Annotated in this window: 15 protein-coding genes; 8 read left to right on the forward strand and 7 right to left on the reverse strand. The window is 69.6% G+C overall.

Annotated elements, in window-relative coordinates:
* Positions 1-56: 56 nt before the first annotated feature.
* From QM708_RS08285 to pdxA, 8 genes are all read left to right on the forward strand, one after another.
* Positions 57-1,202, forward strand: coding sequence for a pyridoxal phosphate-dependent aminotransferase (locus QM708_RS08285; RefSeq protein WP_415106624.1), 1,146 nt, complete (start codon positions 57-59; stop codon positions 1,200-1,202).
* 53 nt (positions 1,203-1,255) lie between these two features.
* The gene (locus QM708_RS08290; protein WP_415106627.1) at positions 1,256-1,876 is read left to right on the forward strand and encodes a 4-carboxy-4-hydroxy-2-oxoadipate aldolase/oxaloacetate decarboxylase; all 621 of its coding nucleotides are present in this window, start codon (positions 1,256-1,258) and stop codon (positions 1,874-1,876) included.
* 48 nt (positions 1,877-1,924) lie between these two features.
* Positions 1,925-2,785, forward strand: coding sequence for a transketolase (locus QM708_RS08295; RefSeq protein ID WP_415106630.1), 861 nt, complete (start codon positions 1,925-1,927; stop codon positions 2,783-2,785).
* Positions 2,782-3,735 carry a transketolase family protein gene (locus tag QM708_RS08300; protein ID WP_415106632.1) on the forward strand — a complete coding sequence of 318 codons (954 nt, stop codon included), beginning with the start codon at positions 2,782-2,784 and terminating at the stop codon, positions 3,733-3,735. The genes QM708_RS08295 and QM708_RS08300 overlap by 4 nt, the downstream gene beginning before the upstream one ends.
* Before the next feature lie 317 nt (positions 3,736-4,052).
* Positions 4,053-5,051 (forward strand): Bug family tripartite tricarboxylate transporter substrate binding protein, encoded by a 999-nt coding sequence (locus tag QM708_RS08305; protein ID WP_415106635.1) that lies wholly within the window; start codon positions 4,053-4,055, stop codon positions 5,049-5,051.
* Positions 5,048-5,659 (forward strand): tripartite tricarboxylate transporter TctB family protein, encoded by a 612-nt coding sequence (locus tag QM708_RS08310; protein WP_415106638.1) that lies wholly within the window; start codon positions 5,048-5,050, stop codon positions 5,657-5,659. The genes QM708_RS08305 and QM708_RS08310 overlap by 4 nt, the downstream gene beginning before the upstream one ends.
* Positions 5,660-5,662: 3 nt before the next feature.
* Entirely contained in the window at positions 5,663-7,204 is a 1,542-nt protein-coding gene (locus tag QM708_RS08315; RefSeq protein WP_415106640.1) for a tripartite tricarboxylate transporter permease, read from the forward strand.
* A 75-nt stretch (positions 7,205-7,279) separates the two neighbouring features.
* Positions 7,280-8,311 (forward strand): 4-hydroxythreonine-4-phosphate dehydrogenase PdxA, encoded by a 1,032-nt coding sequence (gene pdxA, locus QM708_RS08320; RefSeq protein ID WP_415106643.1) that lies wholly within the window; start codon positions 7,280-7,282, stop codon positions 8,309-8,311.
* A gap of 166 nt (positions 8,312-8,477) precedes the next feature.
* Here the strand turns inward: pdxA and QM708_RS08325 are convergent, their stop codons facing one another.
* The 7 genes from QM708_RS08325 to QM708_RS08355 all read right to left on the reverse strand — a co-directional run bounded on the left by QM708_RS08325 (position 8,478) and on the right by QM708_RS08355 (position 16,277).
* Complete coding sequence (locus QM708_RS08325) at positions 8,478-9,011, reverse strand: DUF779 domain-containing protein (protein WP_415106646.1); 534 nt, start codon at positions 9,009-9,011, stop codon at positions 8,478-8,480.
* Between the two features lie 120 nt (positions 9,012-9,131).
* Entirely contained in the window at positions 9,132-10,655 is a 1,524-nt protein-coding gene (locus QM708_RS08330; protein ID WP_415106649.1) for an aldehyde dehydrogenase family protein, read from the reverse strand.
* A 101-nt stretch (positions 10,656-10,756) separates the two neighbouring features.
* Positions 10,757-11,680 (reverse strand): class C sortase, encoded by a 924-nt coding sequence (locus QM708_RS08335; protein ID WP_415106651.1) that lies wholly within the window; start codon positions 11,678-11,680, stop codon positions 10,757-10,759.
* The gene (locus QM708_RS08340; RefSeq protein ID WP_415106654.1) at positions 11,677-12,837 is read right to left on the reverse strand and encodes a SpaH/EbpB family LPXTG-anchored major pilin; all 1,161 of its coding nucleotides are present in this window, start codon (positions 12,835-12,837) and stop codon (positions 11,677-11,679) included. Before QM708_RS08340 ends, QM708_RS08335 begins: the two co-directional genes overlap by 4 nt.
* Positions 12,834-13,709 carry a class C sortase gene (locus QM708_RS08345; protein WP_415106657.1) on the reverse strand — a complete coding sequence of 292 codons (876 nt, stop codon included), beginning with the start codon at positions 13,707-13,709 and terminating at the stop codon, positions 12,834-12,836. The genes QM708_RS08340 and QM708_RS08345 overlap by 4 nt, the downstream gene beginning before the upstream one ends.
* 175 nt (positions 13,710-13,884) lie before the next feature.
* Positions 13,885-15,438, reverse strand: coding sequence for a SpaH/EbpB family LPXTG-anchored major pilin (locus tag QM708_RS08350; protein WP_415106660.1), 1,554 nt, complete (start codon positions 15,436-15,438; stop codon positions 13,885-13,887).
* 437 nt (positions 15,439-15,875) lie between these two features.
* Positions 15,876-16,277 carry a DUF3566 domain-containing protein gene (locus QM708_RS08355; protein ID WP_415106662.1) on the reverse strand — a complete coding sequence of 134 codons (402 nt, stop codon included), beginning with the start codon at positions 16,275-16,277 and terminating at the stop codon, positions 15,876-15,878.
* Between the last annotated feature and the right edge of the window lies 1 nt (position 16,278).

Below are 16,278 nucleotides of genomic sequence, written 5' to 3' on the forward strand. Positions count from 1 at the left end.
CGGTTCCTGACACCGCTCGCACGGCCTTTCACCCATTCCAGGAGGACCAAGCAGTCATGTCATCAGTCGAATCCCCCCTCGTCGAGCGGATCAAGCGCACCTCGCGGCGTCCGAAGAACCTCGGGCAGGCGCCGCGGGGGGCCGTCTCGCTCGCGATGGGTGAACCGGACGGCGACACCGCGCCCGCGGTGGTCGAGGCGGCGATCGCGTCGCTGCGCGCGGGGCGCACCCATTACGCCCCGCTCACCGGCAGCAACGAGTTGCGGGCCGCGATCGCGGCCTTCGTCAGCGACGGCACCGGGCGGGTGACCAGCCCGGAGGAGGTGGTGATCACCCATGGCGCCTCGGCGGGCATCGCGGCCACCATGCTGGCGCTGGTCCGGCCCGGCGACCGGGTGCTGATCCCCGAACCGACTTATTCCCTGTACGCCGACCATCTGGCGATGGTGGGCGCCGAGGTGGTCTGGGTGCCGAACCTGGCCGACGGCTCGGTCGACTTCGCCCGCATCGAGGAACTGGCCGGCGGCGCCCGGATGGTCATCCTGTGCAACCCGTCGAACCCGACCGGGCAGATCCTCACCACCGACCAGATGGACGTGATGGCGGGCATCGTCGCCCGGCATCCCGGCCTGCTGCTGGTCTCCGATGAGGCCTACAGCGAGATCGTCTACGACGGGCTGCCGTACGCCTCGGGCCTGGCCCTGGCCGGGATCCGCGACCAGGTGGTCATGCTCGGCACCTTCTCGAAGGCGTACGCGATGACCGGCTGGCGGCTCGGCTACGTCATCGCACCCGCCCCGCTGGCCGATCCGGTCAACCTGGTGCACCGCACCATCAACGGCTCGATCAACACGTTCGTCCAGGACGCCGCGATCGAGGCGCTCAAGACGCCGGCGTCCGACCTGGCCGCCATGCGCGAGCAGTACCAGCGCCGCCGCGACATCGTCGTCGCCGCGCTGGCCGCGATGCCGAAGGTGAGCGTGCACACCCCCACCGGCGCGTTCTACGCCTTCCCGAAGATCGACAGCCCGCTCACCTCCCAAGAGCTGGTGGACGCGCTTGCCGCCGGCGGCGTCCTGGTGCGCTCCGGCGCCGAGTTCGGCCCCTCCGGCGAGGGACACGTCCGGATCTCGTTCGCCACCGACGAGGAGTCGCTGGCCGAAGGCATGCGCCGGTTCGCCACCGTGGTGGCCACCTTGTGATCCCCCGCGACGACGACAACACAGACACGAAGACACGAAAGAGGACGACAGAGATGGAATTCGGCACTGAACAGATGGCACGCCTGGCCGAGCTCGGCGCGGCCACCGTGTACGAAGCCCACGGCCAGAAGGGCGCGATCGACCCCGCGATCAAGCCGCTCGATCCCCGGATGACGATGGCCGGGCGCGCGGTGACGGTGAAGCTGGCACCGGCCGACAACTGGTTCATTCACGCCGCGCTGCTGGAGGCCGGCCCCGGCGACGTGCTGGTAGTCGACATCGGCGGCTTCACCCAGGCCGGCCCGTGGGGTGACGTGCTCACCCTGGCGGCGCAGACCCGCGGCCTGGCCGGTCTGGTCGTGGACGGCGCCGTCCGTGACTCGGCCACCATCATCGCCGAGGGCTGGCCGGTGTTCGTCCGCGGCACCTGCATCCGGCGCACCACCAAGGTCCAGCGCGGCGAGATCAACGTGCCGGTCGTGATCGGCGGCGTGGTGGTCAACCCCGGCGACATCCTGATCGGGGACGCCGACGGCCTGGTCGTCGTGCCCGGCGACGAGGGCCCGGCCGCGCTGGAGGAGGCCGAGGCCCGCGAGGCCAAGGAGGAATGGCAGCGCGAGCAGATCCGCGCCGGCGTCTCCACCCTCGACCTGCTCGGCCTGCCCCGTCCGTGACCGGCCCTGACCCCACCAACCCCGTTTCCATCCGAATGAGGAAGTGACATGACAACAACCACCGCCGCCCCGACCGAGGTGGTGACCAGGCTGGAAGACCTGGCCCGCGACATCCGGGTATCGATCGTCTCGATGCTCGCCCACGCCCGCAGCGGGCACAGCGCCGGCCCGCTCGGCATGGCCGACCTGCTGGCCGTCCTCTACGGCGAGGCGCTGCGCCACCGCCCCGAGGATCCCGCCTGGGACGAGCGCGACCTGTTCCTGCTCAGCAACGGGCACACCGCCCCAGTGCTGTACGCGGCGATGGCGCACACCGGCTACTTCCCCCTCGACGAGCTGAACACGCTGCGCCAGTGGGGCACCCGGCTGCAGGGTCACCCCGAACGGCTCTCGCTGCCCGGCATCGAGGTGACCAGCGGGCCGCTCGGCGAGGGCCTGTCGCAGGGCTCCGGCATGGCGCAGGTGTTCCAGTACCTCGACAAGACCCCTGAGCGTTTCGTCTACGTGATGATGGGCGACGGCGAGCTCGACGAGGGCAACATCTGGGAAGCCGTCATGTATGCCGGCAAGTACAAGCTGGAGCAGTTGATCGGCATCGTCGACCGCAACTTCATCCAGATCGACGGCAACACCGAGGACGTCATGCCGCTGGGCGACCTGGCCGCGAAGTTCCGCGCCTTCGACTGGCACGCGATCGACGTCGACGGCCACGACATCCCCGCCATCCTGGCCGCGATCGAGGAGTGCAAGAACACCAAGGGCAAGCCGTCGGTGATCGTGGCGCACACGGTGCCCGGCAAGGGCGTCCCGTACATGGAGGGCGACTACCTGTGGCACGGCCGGGTGCCCAACCCCGCCCAGGCCGAAGAGGCCCTGACGGCCCTGAACAACGAGGGAGGACAGCGATGACCACCGCACCCGAGGTGCGCAACGAGCCGATCCGGATGGGCTTCGGCCGCGGCCTGCTCGCCGCCGGCCAGGCCGACGAGCGGATCGTCGCGCTGTGCGCCGACCTGGTCGAGAGCACCCAGATGCACCTGTTCGCCACCGCCTTCCCCGAGCGCTACTTCGAGGTCGGCGTCGCCGAGCAGAACCTGGCCACGGTGGCGGCCGGCATGGCCGCGGTCGGCAAGGTGCCGTTCATCAGCAGCTATGCCGCGTTCAGCCCGGGCCGCAACTGGGAGCAGATCAAGACCACCGCCTGCCTCAACGACCAGCCGGTCAAGGTGGTCGGCTCGCACGCCGGGCTCAACGTGGGCCCCGACGGCGCCACCCACCAGATGCTGGAGGACATCCCGCTGATGCGGGTGATGCCGTACATGGTGGTGGTCGCCCCCGCCGACAGCGTCGAGGCCGAGAAGGCGACCCGCGCGATCGCCGCCGATCCGCGTCCGGCCTACCTGCGGCTGGCCCGCGACGCGACGCCGGTGTTCACCGCCCCCGAGGACCCGTTCGAGCTCGGCGTCGCCCGGGTGCTGCGGCCCGGGAGCGACATCACGCTGGTCGGCACCGGCACGATGACCTGGCATCTGCTGGATGCCGCGAACCGGCTCGCCGAGCAGGGGGTGGACGCCGAGGTGCTGCACTACGCGACCATCAAGCCGTTCGACGAGGACGCCCTGGTCGCCAGCGCGGCCAAGACCGGGCTCGTGGTGACCGCCGAAGAGGGCCAGATCGCCGGAGGCCTGGGCGGCGTGGTCGCCGAGGTGCTCGGCGAGAAGCGGCCCACCCGGATCGTCCGCCTGGGCGTCCGGGACCGCTACGGCGAGTCCGGCAGCCCGGCCGAGGTGCTCGCCCACTTCGGCCTGACCGGCCCGCAGCTGGTCGAGCCGATCCTGGACGCCCACCGCTCCCGCTGACCGCCGGGCCCGGCCGGCATCCCTGCCCGGCCGGGCTCCGGCCCACGCCCACGACCTGCACCGTTGCGCATGACATCTCGTGCGCAACGGTGTTTTTCGTGCGCGACGGTATTTTTTCGTGCCCGACGGTCTCATCGGGTGAGAGCAGAACGTCCACCCTTCGGCGGCACGGCGAAGGTCACAACTCACACACGATCGGCGGATCGGGGCATCCCACCCGTTGACGCGCGGCCCGGCGCGCCTCCACGATGTCCCGAAGGCCCCACGTTCAGAGTGGAAACCAGGGCCTCACCGGTGTGGAGGAAGAGACCCCCAACATGGCAACGAAGCTGAATATCAAGGCGATCGCGGGAACGGCGGTGGTCCTGCTGCTGGCAGGATTCGCCGTCGCGGACGCGCGCGACACCGACACGAGCGGACGCGCCCGCGCGGCCCTCACGGTGATGGCGCCGGCCGCGGCCGGCGGTGGCTGGGACCTGGTCGCCCGCGAAACCCAGCAGGCGCTCCGCAAGAACAAGATCGTGAGCACCATCCAGGTGTCCAACGCGCCCGGCGCGGGCGGCACCATCGGGCTCAGCCAGCTGGCCCGGATGAACGGCAAGCCCGACATCATGATGGTGACCGGCACGGTCATGCTGGGCGGCATCGCCCGCGGCTCGGAGTTCAGCCTGGAAGACTCCACCCCGATCGCCCGGCTCGCCGAGGACTTCGAGGTGATCGCGGTCAGCGCCGATTCGCCCTACCAGACCCTGGACGACTTCCTCACCGCGTGGAAGGCCGACCCCGGCGGAATACCGATCGGCGGCGGCTCGGCCGGCGGCATCGACCACCTGGTCGCCGGCGAGATGGCCCAGGCGATCGGCATGGACGGGTCGCAACTGAAGTACACCCCGCATTCGGGTGGCGGCCAGCTGACCATCTCGCTGCTGTCCAGCGCCGCGGGCACGGTCAACGTCGGCATCAGCGGCTTCAACGACTTCCGCGACATGATCGAGGCCGGCAATATCCGTCCGCTCGCCGTGGTCGCCCCCGAACGGCTGCCCGGCGTCGACATCCCCACCATGATCGAGCTGGGCTACCCCGAGGTCGACCTGGTCAACTGGCGCGGGCTGGTGGGCGCGCCGGGAATCAGCGAAGCCGATCGCGCCGACCTGATCGCGATCGTCACCGAGATGGTGGAAACACCGGAGTGGAAGGCGGCGGTCGAACGCAACCGGTGGAAGGAGAACTTCCTCGCCGGTGAGGAATTCACCACGTTCATCAACGAGGAGCAGGAGTCCATCTCGGCGCTGCTGAAGGAGTTGGGGCTGGCATGAGTGCAGACAAGACCGACACCGCCGAGCAGCGGCCCGACGCCGCACCGACACATCCGGCCCCGCAGCACGGCATCCTGATCATCGCCGGCATCCTGGTGGCCATCGCCGGACTGATGATCTACGGCAACCTGACCATGAAGGTGAGCGGCAACAACCTGTTCGGCCCGCAGGCCTTCCCCTGGATCGTGATCGCCGTCTGCCTGGTAGCCGCCGTCTCGATCGTGATCCAGCAGATCCGCCATCCGCGTCCGGTGCCGAGCGCCCCGCAGCAAGACTCCTTCTCAGGCGTGTCCGTGGTGCATGATCCGTTCGACGAGACGATCGCACCCCAGCTGAAGGCGGACGCCGCCGAGGCGCCCGCCGGGGTCAACTGGGTCAAGCTCGCCACCGCCCTCGGCGTCCTGATCGCGTTCACGCTGATCGTGGAGCCGGTCGGGTGGCTGATCAGCGCCACCCTGTTGTTCGCAGGGATGGCCTTCGCGCTCGGCAGCAAGAAGCTGCTGCCGTCGTTGATCATCGGGCTGGGGCTGGCCTCCACGATCCAGGTCGTGTTCAGCGGACTGCTCGGTATGACATTGCCCGCCGGACTCTTGCTGCTGGGGAGCTGAACCATGGACCAACTGCTCAACCTGCTCAACGGCTTCAGCCAGATCCTCACCCTGGAGAATCTGCTCTGGGTGACCGTCGGCGCCTTCCTCGGCACCGCCATCGGCGTCCTGCCCGGCCTCGGCTCGGCGATGGCGGTCGGCCTACTGCTGCCGCTCACCTTCACCCTGGAGCCGCTGTCGGCGCTCACCATGTTCGCCGGCATCTACTTCGGCGGCCTGTTCGGCGACTCGATCGCAGGCATCCTGATGAACACACCGGGCAACAGCACCGCGATCGCCAGCGCCTTCGAAGGCCACATGATGGCGCGCAAGGGCAAAGCGGCCCAAGCCCTGGCCACCGCCGCGATCGGCGCCTTCACCGGCGGCATCATCGCCACCACGCTGGTGGTGTTCTTCGCGCCCTCGATGGCCGAACTGGCCAAGAAGTTCGGCCCGGCGGAGTACTTCGGGCTGGCCGTGTTCGCGTTCGTCGCCATCTCCACCGTGGTCGCCGACTCGGTGGTCCGCGGCCTCGCCGCGCTGAGCATCGGCCTGGCCCTGGCCGTGGTCGGTATCGACCAGTCGACCGGCACCTCCCGGTTCACCTTCGGCATCCCGGCCCTGTTCGACGGCATCTCGGTGGTGGTGATCACCGTGGCCCTGCTCGCGATCGGCGAGGTGCTGCACGTGGCCTCGAAGGTCGGGCGCCCCGACGACAAGGAACTGATCAAGACCAAGGGACGCCCCTGGCTGAGCAAGGCGGAGTTCAAGGCCGCCCTGCCCGCATGGCTGCGCGGCACCGCGTTCGGCGTCCCCTTCGGCATCATCCCGGCCGGCGGCGCCGAGGTGCCGACCTTCCTCGCCTACGGCACCGAGCGCAAACTGGACGCCCGCCGGGCCCAGCCGATGTTCGGCAAGGGATCCATCCAAGGCGTCGCCGGACCGGAGGCCGCCGGCAACGCGACCGCCGGGTCCGCGATGGGCGCCCTGCTGGCGCTGGGCCTGCCCACCTCGGCGACCGCCGCGCTGCTGCTGATCGCGTTCCGGCAGTACGGCCTGCAGCCCGGGCCGCTGCTGTTCGAGCGCAGCGCCGACATCGTCTGGGCGCTGCTGGCGGCGCTGTTCATCGCGATGATCATCCTGTTGATCCTGAACCTGCCGTTCGCGCCGATGTGGGCCATGCTGCTGCGGGTGCCCAAGGAGTACCTGTACGCGGGCATCACCGTCTTCGCCGCGTTCGGTGTGTACGCGGCGGGGGCGTCCACCATCGACCTGGCGGTGATGATCGGGATCGGCCTGCTCGGCTACCTGATGCGCCAATACGATGTGCCGCTGGCGCCGGTGCTGATCGCGCTGATCCTGGGCCCGCTGGCCGAATACAACCTGCGCGATGCGATGGCGAACTCGTCGAACAACCCGGCGGTGCTGGTCAGCTCGCCGATCACGATCGGCCTGTACGTGATCCTGGTGATCGGCGTGGTCTGGAACGCCTACCGCCGGGTGCAGGAGAAGAGGCTGGCCGCCGAACTCGAGGCCGCCGCCGCTGCCGAGGACGCCGCGCACTGACCGGATCGGTGGGGAAGCTGCGGCATGATGGTGCCCGGCTTCTCCACCGATCCTTTTACGTTAGGAACCGCACCCATGACGAGAAACGTCCTCGCCCTCACCCTCGGCGATCCGGCCGGCATCGGTCCCGAGATCACCGTGCAGACCATCTTGCAGGTCGCCGGGCCGAACGGTCCGGCCCGCGCGGTGGCCGTCGGCGATCCGGTCTCGGTTAAGGCGGCGCTCGGCGTCCTCGGCCTGGACGCCACCGTGCGCGCGGTCGACTCCTGGGACGACCTGCCCGCCGAACAGGAGGGCGTGATCGACGTGTTCGACACCGGCGTCCTGGGCGACGAACCGGTCGGCTGGGGTGTGGTGGACGCGCGGGCCGGCCAGGCCGCGGTGCGCTCGATCGAGGTCGCCACCGCCGCCGCGCTGGCGGGCACGGTGGACGGCATCGTCACCGCCCCCATCAACAAGGAGGCGATCTGGGCGGCCGGCAGCACCCATCTGGGCCACACCGAGATGCTCGCCGAACTCACCGGATCGAAGCGCTCCAACACCATGTTCGTGGCCCGCGGCAAGAAGATCTTCTTCGCCACCCGGCACCTGTCACTGCAGCAGGCGCTCACCAAGATCAACACCGAGATGCAGGTCACCGCCATCGACGAGGCGCTGCGCGCGCTGCGCATGTACGGCACCGACGAGCCCTGCCTGGGCGTGGCCGCGATCAACCCGCACGGCGGTGAGAACGGCAAATTCGGCACCGAAGAGATCGACTCGCTCGCCCCCGCGGTCGCGATCATGCGCGAACGCGGCCACAACGTGGTCGGCCCGGTGCCCGCGGATTCGATCTTCCACCAGCTGTTCACCGGCCGCTACGACGGCGTCCTGTCGCAGTACCACGACCAGGGCCACATTCCGGCCAAGACGATCGACTTCAACGGCACCATCTCGGTGACCGTCGGCCTGCCGATCCTGCGCACCTCGGTCGACCACGGCACCGCGTTCGATATCGCCGGCCAGGCGATCGCCGACCCGGGCACGATGGTGTCGGCCTACCTCGCCGGAGCCGAGTTCGCCCCCTACGCCGACCGCATCCGAGCCGACTTCGAGGCCCACGCGTAACGGACGGCCTGACGGAGTCGCTGTCATCCCATTGGCCCTGCTCGGGCCTTAGCCGTGGGGACGCAACTGCCGGAAACGTCACACACATCGAGCCCCAACCGCGCTTGAGCGTCGATGAGTGTGACAGTTCCGGCGTGCCCGCCCCGTCAACAACTGCGTCGTCCGCTCAGTGGTCGCCAGCAGCTCGCGACGAGGGGAGGGGGCAGACGTCCGCCAACTCGCCGGTCAGGGCCATCGGGCCGAGTGGATCCGGGAGCGAGGCTCCTTGTTCGACCTCGGCGCCGGTGCGGGGCGCGGGCAATCCGGCCAGCACCTCGGGCGGGAACACCCTCGACCGGGTGAGGAAACGCATCCCGGTCGGGGACTCCAGCGAGAAGCCGGCGCCGCGTCCGGGCACCGCGTCGATCACCAACTGGGTGTGCTTCCATGCCTCGAACTGGCTGCCCGAGATCCATACCGGCACGACGGACGCCCCCGCCGCCTCGGACGCCGCGACGCCGTCATCGATCCACAATCGGCCGAGCAGGACGTCGCGGTCACCGATGATGAACTCGCCGTCGGGGTAGCACATCGGCGCCGACCCATCGCAGCAGCCACCGGACTGGTGCATCATCAGCGCGCCATGGTCGTCGCGCAGGCGACGGAGCAATTCCGCCGCCCGAGCCGTGACCAGAGCGCGGCTGGACCATTCACCGGACATCGCCACCCCTCTTCCTGACCTGCTTCGACCTCACCTGACCGATCCGATGCGACCCACCCGGGTTCACCGTGGCAGCCTGCCCGGCCAACCCGGCAACGGGGCCTCACTCATCCGCCCCGATCAGAAGAACCCGAGCGCCTGGTCGGAGTAGGAGACCAGCAGGTTCTTGGTCTGCTGGTAGTGCTCGAGCATCATCAGGTGGGTTTCGCGGCCGATGCCGGACTGCTTGTAGCCGCCGAAGGCGGCATGCGCGGGGTAGGCGTGGTACTGGTTGACCCAGACCCGGCCCGCTTGGATGGCGCGTCCGGCCTTGTAGGTGATGTTGCGGCTGCGCGACCACACGCCCGAGCCGAGGCCGTACAGGGAGTCGTTGGCGACCTCGATGGCCTCGTCGAAGCCGTTGAACTTGGCCACCGACACGACGGGACCGAAGATCTCCTCCTGGAAGATCCGCATCTTGTTGTGGCCTTCGAACACGGTCGGCTTCACGTAGTAGCCCTCGGCCAGGTCGCCGTCGAGGACGTTCCGCTCGCCGCCGATCAGCAGTGTGGCGCCCTCGTCCTTGCCGATGGCCAGGTAGGACAGGATCTTCTCCAGCTGATCGTTGGACGCCTGTGCGCCGACCTGGGTGGCGGTGTCGAGCGGGTTGCCCTGCACCATCCGGGAGACGCGTTCGACGGCGCGGCCGAGGAAATCGTCGTAGATCGGCTCCTCGATCAGGGCTCGCGAGGGGCAGGTGCACACCTCGCCCTGGTTGAACGCGAACAGCGCGAACCCTTCCAGGGCCTTGTCGAGGTAGGCGTCGTCGGCGTCCATCACGTCGCGGAAGAAGATGTTGGGCGATTTGCCGCCCAACTCCAGGGTGACCGGAATCAGGTTCTGCGAGGCGTACTGCATGATCAGGCGTCCAGTGGTGGTCTCACCGGTGAAGGCGATCTTGGCGATGCGCGGGCTGGACGCGAGCGGCTTGCCGGCCTCGACACCGAATCCGTTGACGACGTTGAGGACGCCCGGTGGCAGCAGGTCGCCGATGATCTTCATGAACTCCAGGATCGACACCGGCGTCTGCTCGGCCGGCTTGAGCACCACCGCGTTGCCGGCGGCGAGCGCGGGGGCGATCTTCCAGGTGGCCATCAGCAGCGGGAAGTTCCACGGGATGATCTGCCCGACCACGCCCAGCGGCTCGTGGAAGTGGTAGGCGACGGTGGTCTCGTCGATTTCGGACAGGGTGCCCTCTTGGGAGCGGATCGCCCCGGCGTAGTAGCGGAAATGGTCGGCGGCCAGCGGCAGGTCGGCATTCAGCGGCTCCCGGATCGCCTTGCCGTTGTCCCAGGTCTCGATGACGGCCAGCTTCTCCAGATTGGCCTCGATCCGGTCGGCGATCTTGTTGAGGATGTTGGCCCGATCGGATGCCGAGGTGCGCCCCCAGGCGGGCGCGGCCGCGTGGGCGGCGTCCAGGGCGGCCTCGATGTCTTCGGCGGTGCCGCGGGCCACCTCGGTGTACACCTTGCCGGTGACCGGCGAGACGTTCTCGAAGTACTGACCCTTCACCGGCGGACGCCACTCGTTGTTGATCCAGTGGTCGTAGCGGCTTTGGAGTTCGACGAGGGCACCCTCGGTGCCCGGTGCTGCGTACATGGCCATGAGCGACACATCCTTGTCCGTCGTTCGATGGGGGCGGTGCCCTGACTCTAGGCGGCGCAAGCGCCGCGCAACAGTCTTGTGCCGGCGGCCTCGCGAGGGATTTACTGGACGGTTGGGCGCGCGCCGGCCGCCCCGGTCCGCTTCGCCGGCCGCACCGGCGCGAACAGGAACCAGGCGACCAGGGCCGAGCCGAGGGTGAACCACACCGTCCACCAGGGGAATCCGAGTTCGACGCCGTCGCCGCCGACGGCCTGGACGCCGCCGCCCTCCGGCGCCGGGATGCGGATCGCGTGCACCATCAGCCGGTGGCTGTTCACCCCCACCGGGGTGCAGGTGAACAAGGTGACCCAGTCCTCGCCTTCGATGATGCGCAGCGAAGAGGTGTCGCCGGGCGCCACCGTCTCGATCGATTCGACGCGGTAGTGATGGTCCTCGCCGAGGACGCTGATCCAGAACGTGTCCCCGAGCTGCGCCCGGTGCAGTGCCGTGAACAGAGCGGCATGCGGCAGGCCCGAATGCGAGGTGAGCACCGCGCGGGTCGACGGTCCGCCGACGGGCAACGAGGTGCCGTACAGGTGGCCGATGCCCCGCGAGATGACCTCGTCGGAGGTGCCGTGGTACATGGGCAACCCGATGTCCACGCCCGGATAGCTGAGCGTGCCGATCGCGTGGGTGCCGCTGAGCCGCAGCATCTCCTCGTAGCGCTGGTACAGCTCACTGCGCCGGATCGTGTCCTCGCTGAGCGAGACGTAGGGGTCCGTCAACGGGCCCGGATCGAGCTCGTCGTTGTAGCCGTAGGCGGCGGCCAGCAGCCGTTGCCGCTCTTCGGAGGGCGCACCGCGGACCTGCTCCACGTAGCCGGAGATCTCTGCGTCATGCCCGATCCGCGACACCCAGTTGGCGGCCTCGGGGTAGAGCAACAGCCCCAGGCCGATCATCGCGATCACCTGCAGCACCGCCGTGCCGAGGCGTCCTTGGCCGCGTGCCGGACGCCGTCCGCGCCGCACCATCGCCGCGCGGCTCATTCCTGCCCGCGTTCTCGGCGGCTCCGCCGGACCAGCACGATGCCGCAGCCGATCAGGGCCAGGCCGAGCAGCGCCAGGCCACTGACCTGGCTTCCGGTCACCGCCAGCCGGTCGCCGGGGCGTCCCGAGGTCCCCGGGTCCGGTGCCGGACCAGGCGTCGCCCCCGGAGTGGGGGACGGCGTCGGCGTGCAGCCGACGAAACTGGTGGCCGCCGAGCCCGGAATGGGCGCGGCATCGTCGATGAGCAGTTCGACGTCGACGGCGTGAATTCCCCACCCCGGCAGCAGCGTGCCGAAGGTGATGATGACCTGCGCGCCGGGATCCGCCGCGCGCGCCGCGACGAGCGCCGCACGGCCGGAGGTCGTGAATGAAACCTCGACGGTCTCGCGCCCCGCCACGGTGGTCAGCCCGGCGAGGGCGTCCGCCGGCCCCAGCTCGGCGCCGCCGAGCGCGATCCGCACCCCGGCCTCACCTCCGGCGACGCGGACGCCGGGCGGCAGCAGGTGCCGGACCAGGTACTGGTCGAGGGTCTGCTGGCGCGGGATCGCCGTTCGCGACGTCCAGGAGACCTCGTCGACGCAGGTGATGGCCTCGCTGACGTTCAGCCCGACGCCCGCGCGCGGGTTCTTGGGGTAGACGTGCACGGTGTAGAGCCAGCCCGCACCGGTGTGCGGATCGGACAGCGGCAACGCGACCAGGAAGGGCGCGGCCGGCACGACACCGACCGGGGCCGAGATCTCTTCGACGTAGTAAAGGCCCACCTCGAGCGAGGCGACGTCGAGGCGTCCATCGGCGCCGGTCACGCCGGTTCGGCCGGATGCCCCGGCCACCCGCGCGGACGCCTCAGCGGCGGTCAACTCGGCGGCGGCACGCTGGCCTTCGCCGGTGGTCAGGTCGACTCCGGGGACGCGGCTGACCCGGAACCGGACGCCGGCCACCGGGGTCAGGCCGTCGACCGACGGCTGGTCGAGCGGCAGCCCGTCGGACGATTCGCCCAGGGCATCCGGCTGCTCGTATTTGTGGATCACCAAGGTGGCGCGGGCGGCGGGGTCGATCGCGCCGGCCGCGGCGGCGCGCGGGGGCACGACGACCACCAGCGCCAACACCAGGCCGAACAGCAGCACGCCGGCGGCGCGTACGATGCGGAGACAACTCATCCGGACGCCTCCCCGGCGCCCTCGCGCGCAGCAGACGGAGCGTCTGGCCGGCGTGGCGGAATGAACAGCCAGGCGCCGATGGCCAGGGACCCGCCCGCGAAACCGGCCGCCCACCATGGGAAGCCGGGCCGTTGTCCGTCACCGGCGACGGCGTGCGCGGTCAGGTCGCCCGCGGGGGCGTCCACACGCGCGGCGTGCACCAGCAGACGGTGGCTGTTGATGCCGATCGGGGTGCAGGTGAACAGGGTCACCCAGTCCTCTCCCGGAACGATCTGCAACGTCTCGGTCTCGTCGGGCAGGACGGTGCGCAGCTCACGCACCTGGTAGTGCTGCACGTCCCCGAGCACGGCCACCTCGAACAGGTCGCCGACGCGGGCCCGCGGCAGCGCGGTGAACAACGAGGCGTGCACCAGCCCTGAATGGGAGGTGAGCACGGCATGGGTGGACGGCCCGCCGACGGGCAGCGAGGAACCATAGAGGTGCCCGACCCCTTGACCCAGCACCTCGTCGTCGGTGCCGGGATAGATCGGCAGGCTGATCCCCAACCGGGGGTAGCTCAGCCGGCCGATCACGCCCTGGCTGCTGACACTCAGCACGTCCCGGTAGGCGCGGAAGGCGGCGTCCGCCATTGGCACCACGTCGGTGCGCGTCCCGCGGAACGGATCGCGCAGCACGCCCGCGGGCAGGTGTTCGTTGTAGGAGCGCGCGAGGTCACGCTTGTCGGCCCGCACTTGGGGCGGCAGAGCCTCGCTGCGGCGCACATAGCCGGAGATCTCGGAGTCGTGGTGGAGACTGGCGAACCAGTCGGACGCCTCGGGGTACAGCAGCGCGCCGAGGCCCGTCATCGCCGTGATCTGGAGCACGATCGGCACCAGCAACGCCCGGGGGCGGTTCGATCGCCGGCCTCGCGAGGGCACCGGCGTGGGAGCAGGGCGGGAGGCACCCGAGGCCGTTCGCGCGCGCGCGTCATCCATGGGTGCCTCCTCTCCTGTGGTGGTGTCGCTCCCGCCCGCAGTCTGCGGGCGGGAGCGGATCAGCGGCCGACGATCAGGCGTCCGCGCGGCGACGGCGCGCCACGAAGAACACCAGGCCGAGCAGGGCCAGGCCGCCGATGGTCAGCAGCGCCGTGCCGGTGCCACCGGTGAGCGGCAGCTCGAAACCACCGGAGGTGATCTGGTTGGTCACGGTGAGGTCCGCGGTGGCGGATCCGGTGCTGCCCTGGGTCACCGTGAACGACAGCGGCTCGGCGAGCAGCTGGTGGCCCTCAAGCGCCTTGACCTCGACCAGCCAGTACGTCTGGTAGGCGGAGTCACCGGGGTTGACGACGGCGCCGTCGGCGAAGCCGCTGTCGCGCAGGCCCTCGATGAGGAACTGCCCGGTGTTGTCGGTGGTCCACAGACCCTGGGGGTTGCCGGTGGGCGTGAGGTAGTCGTTGCCTCCGGCCTTGGCGGCGGCCTCGCTCAGGTAGACGCGGAACTGAGCCCCCGCGAGCTGTGCCCCGGTCACGGCGGCGTCGGTGCTGTCCTTCTGCACCCGGAAGTCGCCGTAGCGGATCTCGGCGGCATCGATCGCCAGCGGCTGCTCGTTGGTGATGGACGCCGCGTTCGGGTACACCTTGGCCGCGTTGGTGATCGCGCCGGACGCCAGCACCTGCGTGTCGACCGTCACGGTGACGCGGGCGTTGGCATCCGCGTTGACGGCGGTGGCGAGCTTCGCGCGCCCGGCCGGGGTGAAGGTGACCTGCCAACGGGTGGCGGGCACATTGTTCGGGGCCGCCACCGTGCCCGTGTTCACGACGGTCGAGACAGGCTCGACGGAGTAGTCGTCCGGCGCGCTGAGGCCGGTCGGCACGGTCACCCGGATGCCGGCGGCGGTGCTGCTGAGCTGCGCGTCGATCAGGGTGTCGGTGATCCGGAAGGCGTCCGGTGCGACGAACGGGGCGCCGGCCACCGGGTTCTCCAGGCGCGGAATCGCGGCGCTGATGCTCCAGGTGGCGGTGTCGCCGACCACGTAGTCGACGGCGTTGACGACCGTCTTGTCGCCGGTGATCCGCGCATTCTTCGGGTAGACGTAGATGTCGGTCAGCCAGGCGTCCAGGTTGGTCGGGTCGGTGAGCGGCACGGCGACCAGGAAGTCGGCGCCGGCGGTCACGCCCGCGGGCGCGGCGGTTTCGCGGAACAGGTACACCCCGCGCGCCAGCGGCGTGAAGGACGCCACACCGCCGCTGGCGGTGGTCCGGGTCATCGCCGCGGCAGGCTCGTTGGGTGCTGCCGCATCGGCGACCGCGGTCCACGCGGACGCCGGGGTCAGCGCCGAGGCCGCCTGCTGGCCGGCATTGGTGTTCAGGTCGATCCCGGGCACGAGATAGGCCGCGTAGGTGACGCCGTCGATCCCCCCGGTCTGCGGGGGCAACTGCTCGCCGGTGGCAGGGTCGCCCAAGGCCGGCGGCTGCTCGAGCTTGTGCACGGTGACGCTGCCCTGGGCGGGCACGGGCTGCGGGGGCGCGGCGTTCGCGACGCCGACGCCGCTCAGGGCGAGGGTGAACGCTGCGATCAGCGCGCCCATGCCCGCGAGAAGTCCTCGCTGGGTGTTGTTCTTCACTCTTGATCCCTTTCGGGTGGGGGGTTGGGTGGGTGTTGTTTCCGTCGAAGGGAAGGCAGGCTGCACAGGAGGAGCCAGGGGTGGGTCAGTCACCGACGAGGCGCCACCTCCCCCGAGGGGACGCCGAAGCGGCGCCGCCTCCGTAGCCGGGCGGCGCTGAGACCGGCAACGCACAGCAGTGTCGTCACCACATGTCTGCGGGCAGGCTCGCGCACCAGGGATCGACCTCATGTCCTGATAGGCGCCGACGATTACGTCAATCAGCGCTTGAGGCAGGTCCGATTGGGGGTGCGGACACACATACCTCGCGCATATTCAAGCATGCCGGTTTGACGGTGATCAATAGTGAACACCCTACGAGACATCATCGTGAGACGCCTCGAATGCCCCGGCGCACGCGGTGGCAAATAGTGCGCCGGGCACTCCAACGGACCAGATCAGTCCTCCGCGAGCGTCAACTCCAGACCGCCGAGAATATTGGCGGAGAGGTTGTACAGGAAGGCGAAGATCGTTCCGAGAGCGGTGAGAATCACCACATTGATCACCGCGAACAGCGTGGTGGCGGCCATCAGCTTATTGGTGTTCACGAAATCCTCGACCCGCACGGCCGTCTGATCCTGGTCGCTGGCCAGCAGCATCGTCAGGACGCTGTTGAGCGCCTCGATCATTCCGGACGCGTTCACCAGCGTCCACACCACGTACATGGCGACCCACATCATGATGCCGAGCGCGATCGAGAACAGGAACGAGGTCTTCATCACCGACCACGGATCGACGCGCGAGATCCTCAACCTCGCGCGACGCGTCCGCGAGCCGGTCCTTGGCTGGGTCTCAGTCACC

It is taken from the genome of Propioniciclava sp. (genome assembly GCF_047602245.1).
Taxonomy (GTDB): domain Bacteria; phylum Actinomycetota; class Actinomycetes; order Propionibacteriales; family Propionibacteriaceae; genus Propioniciclava.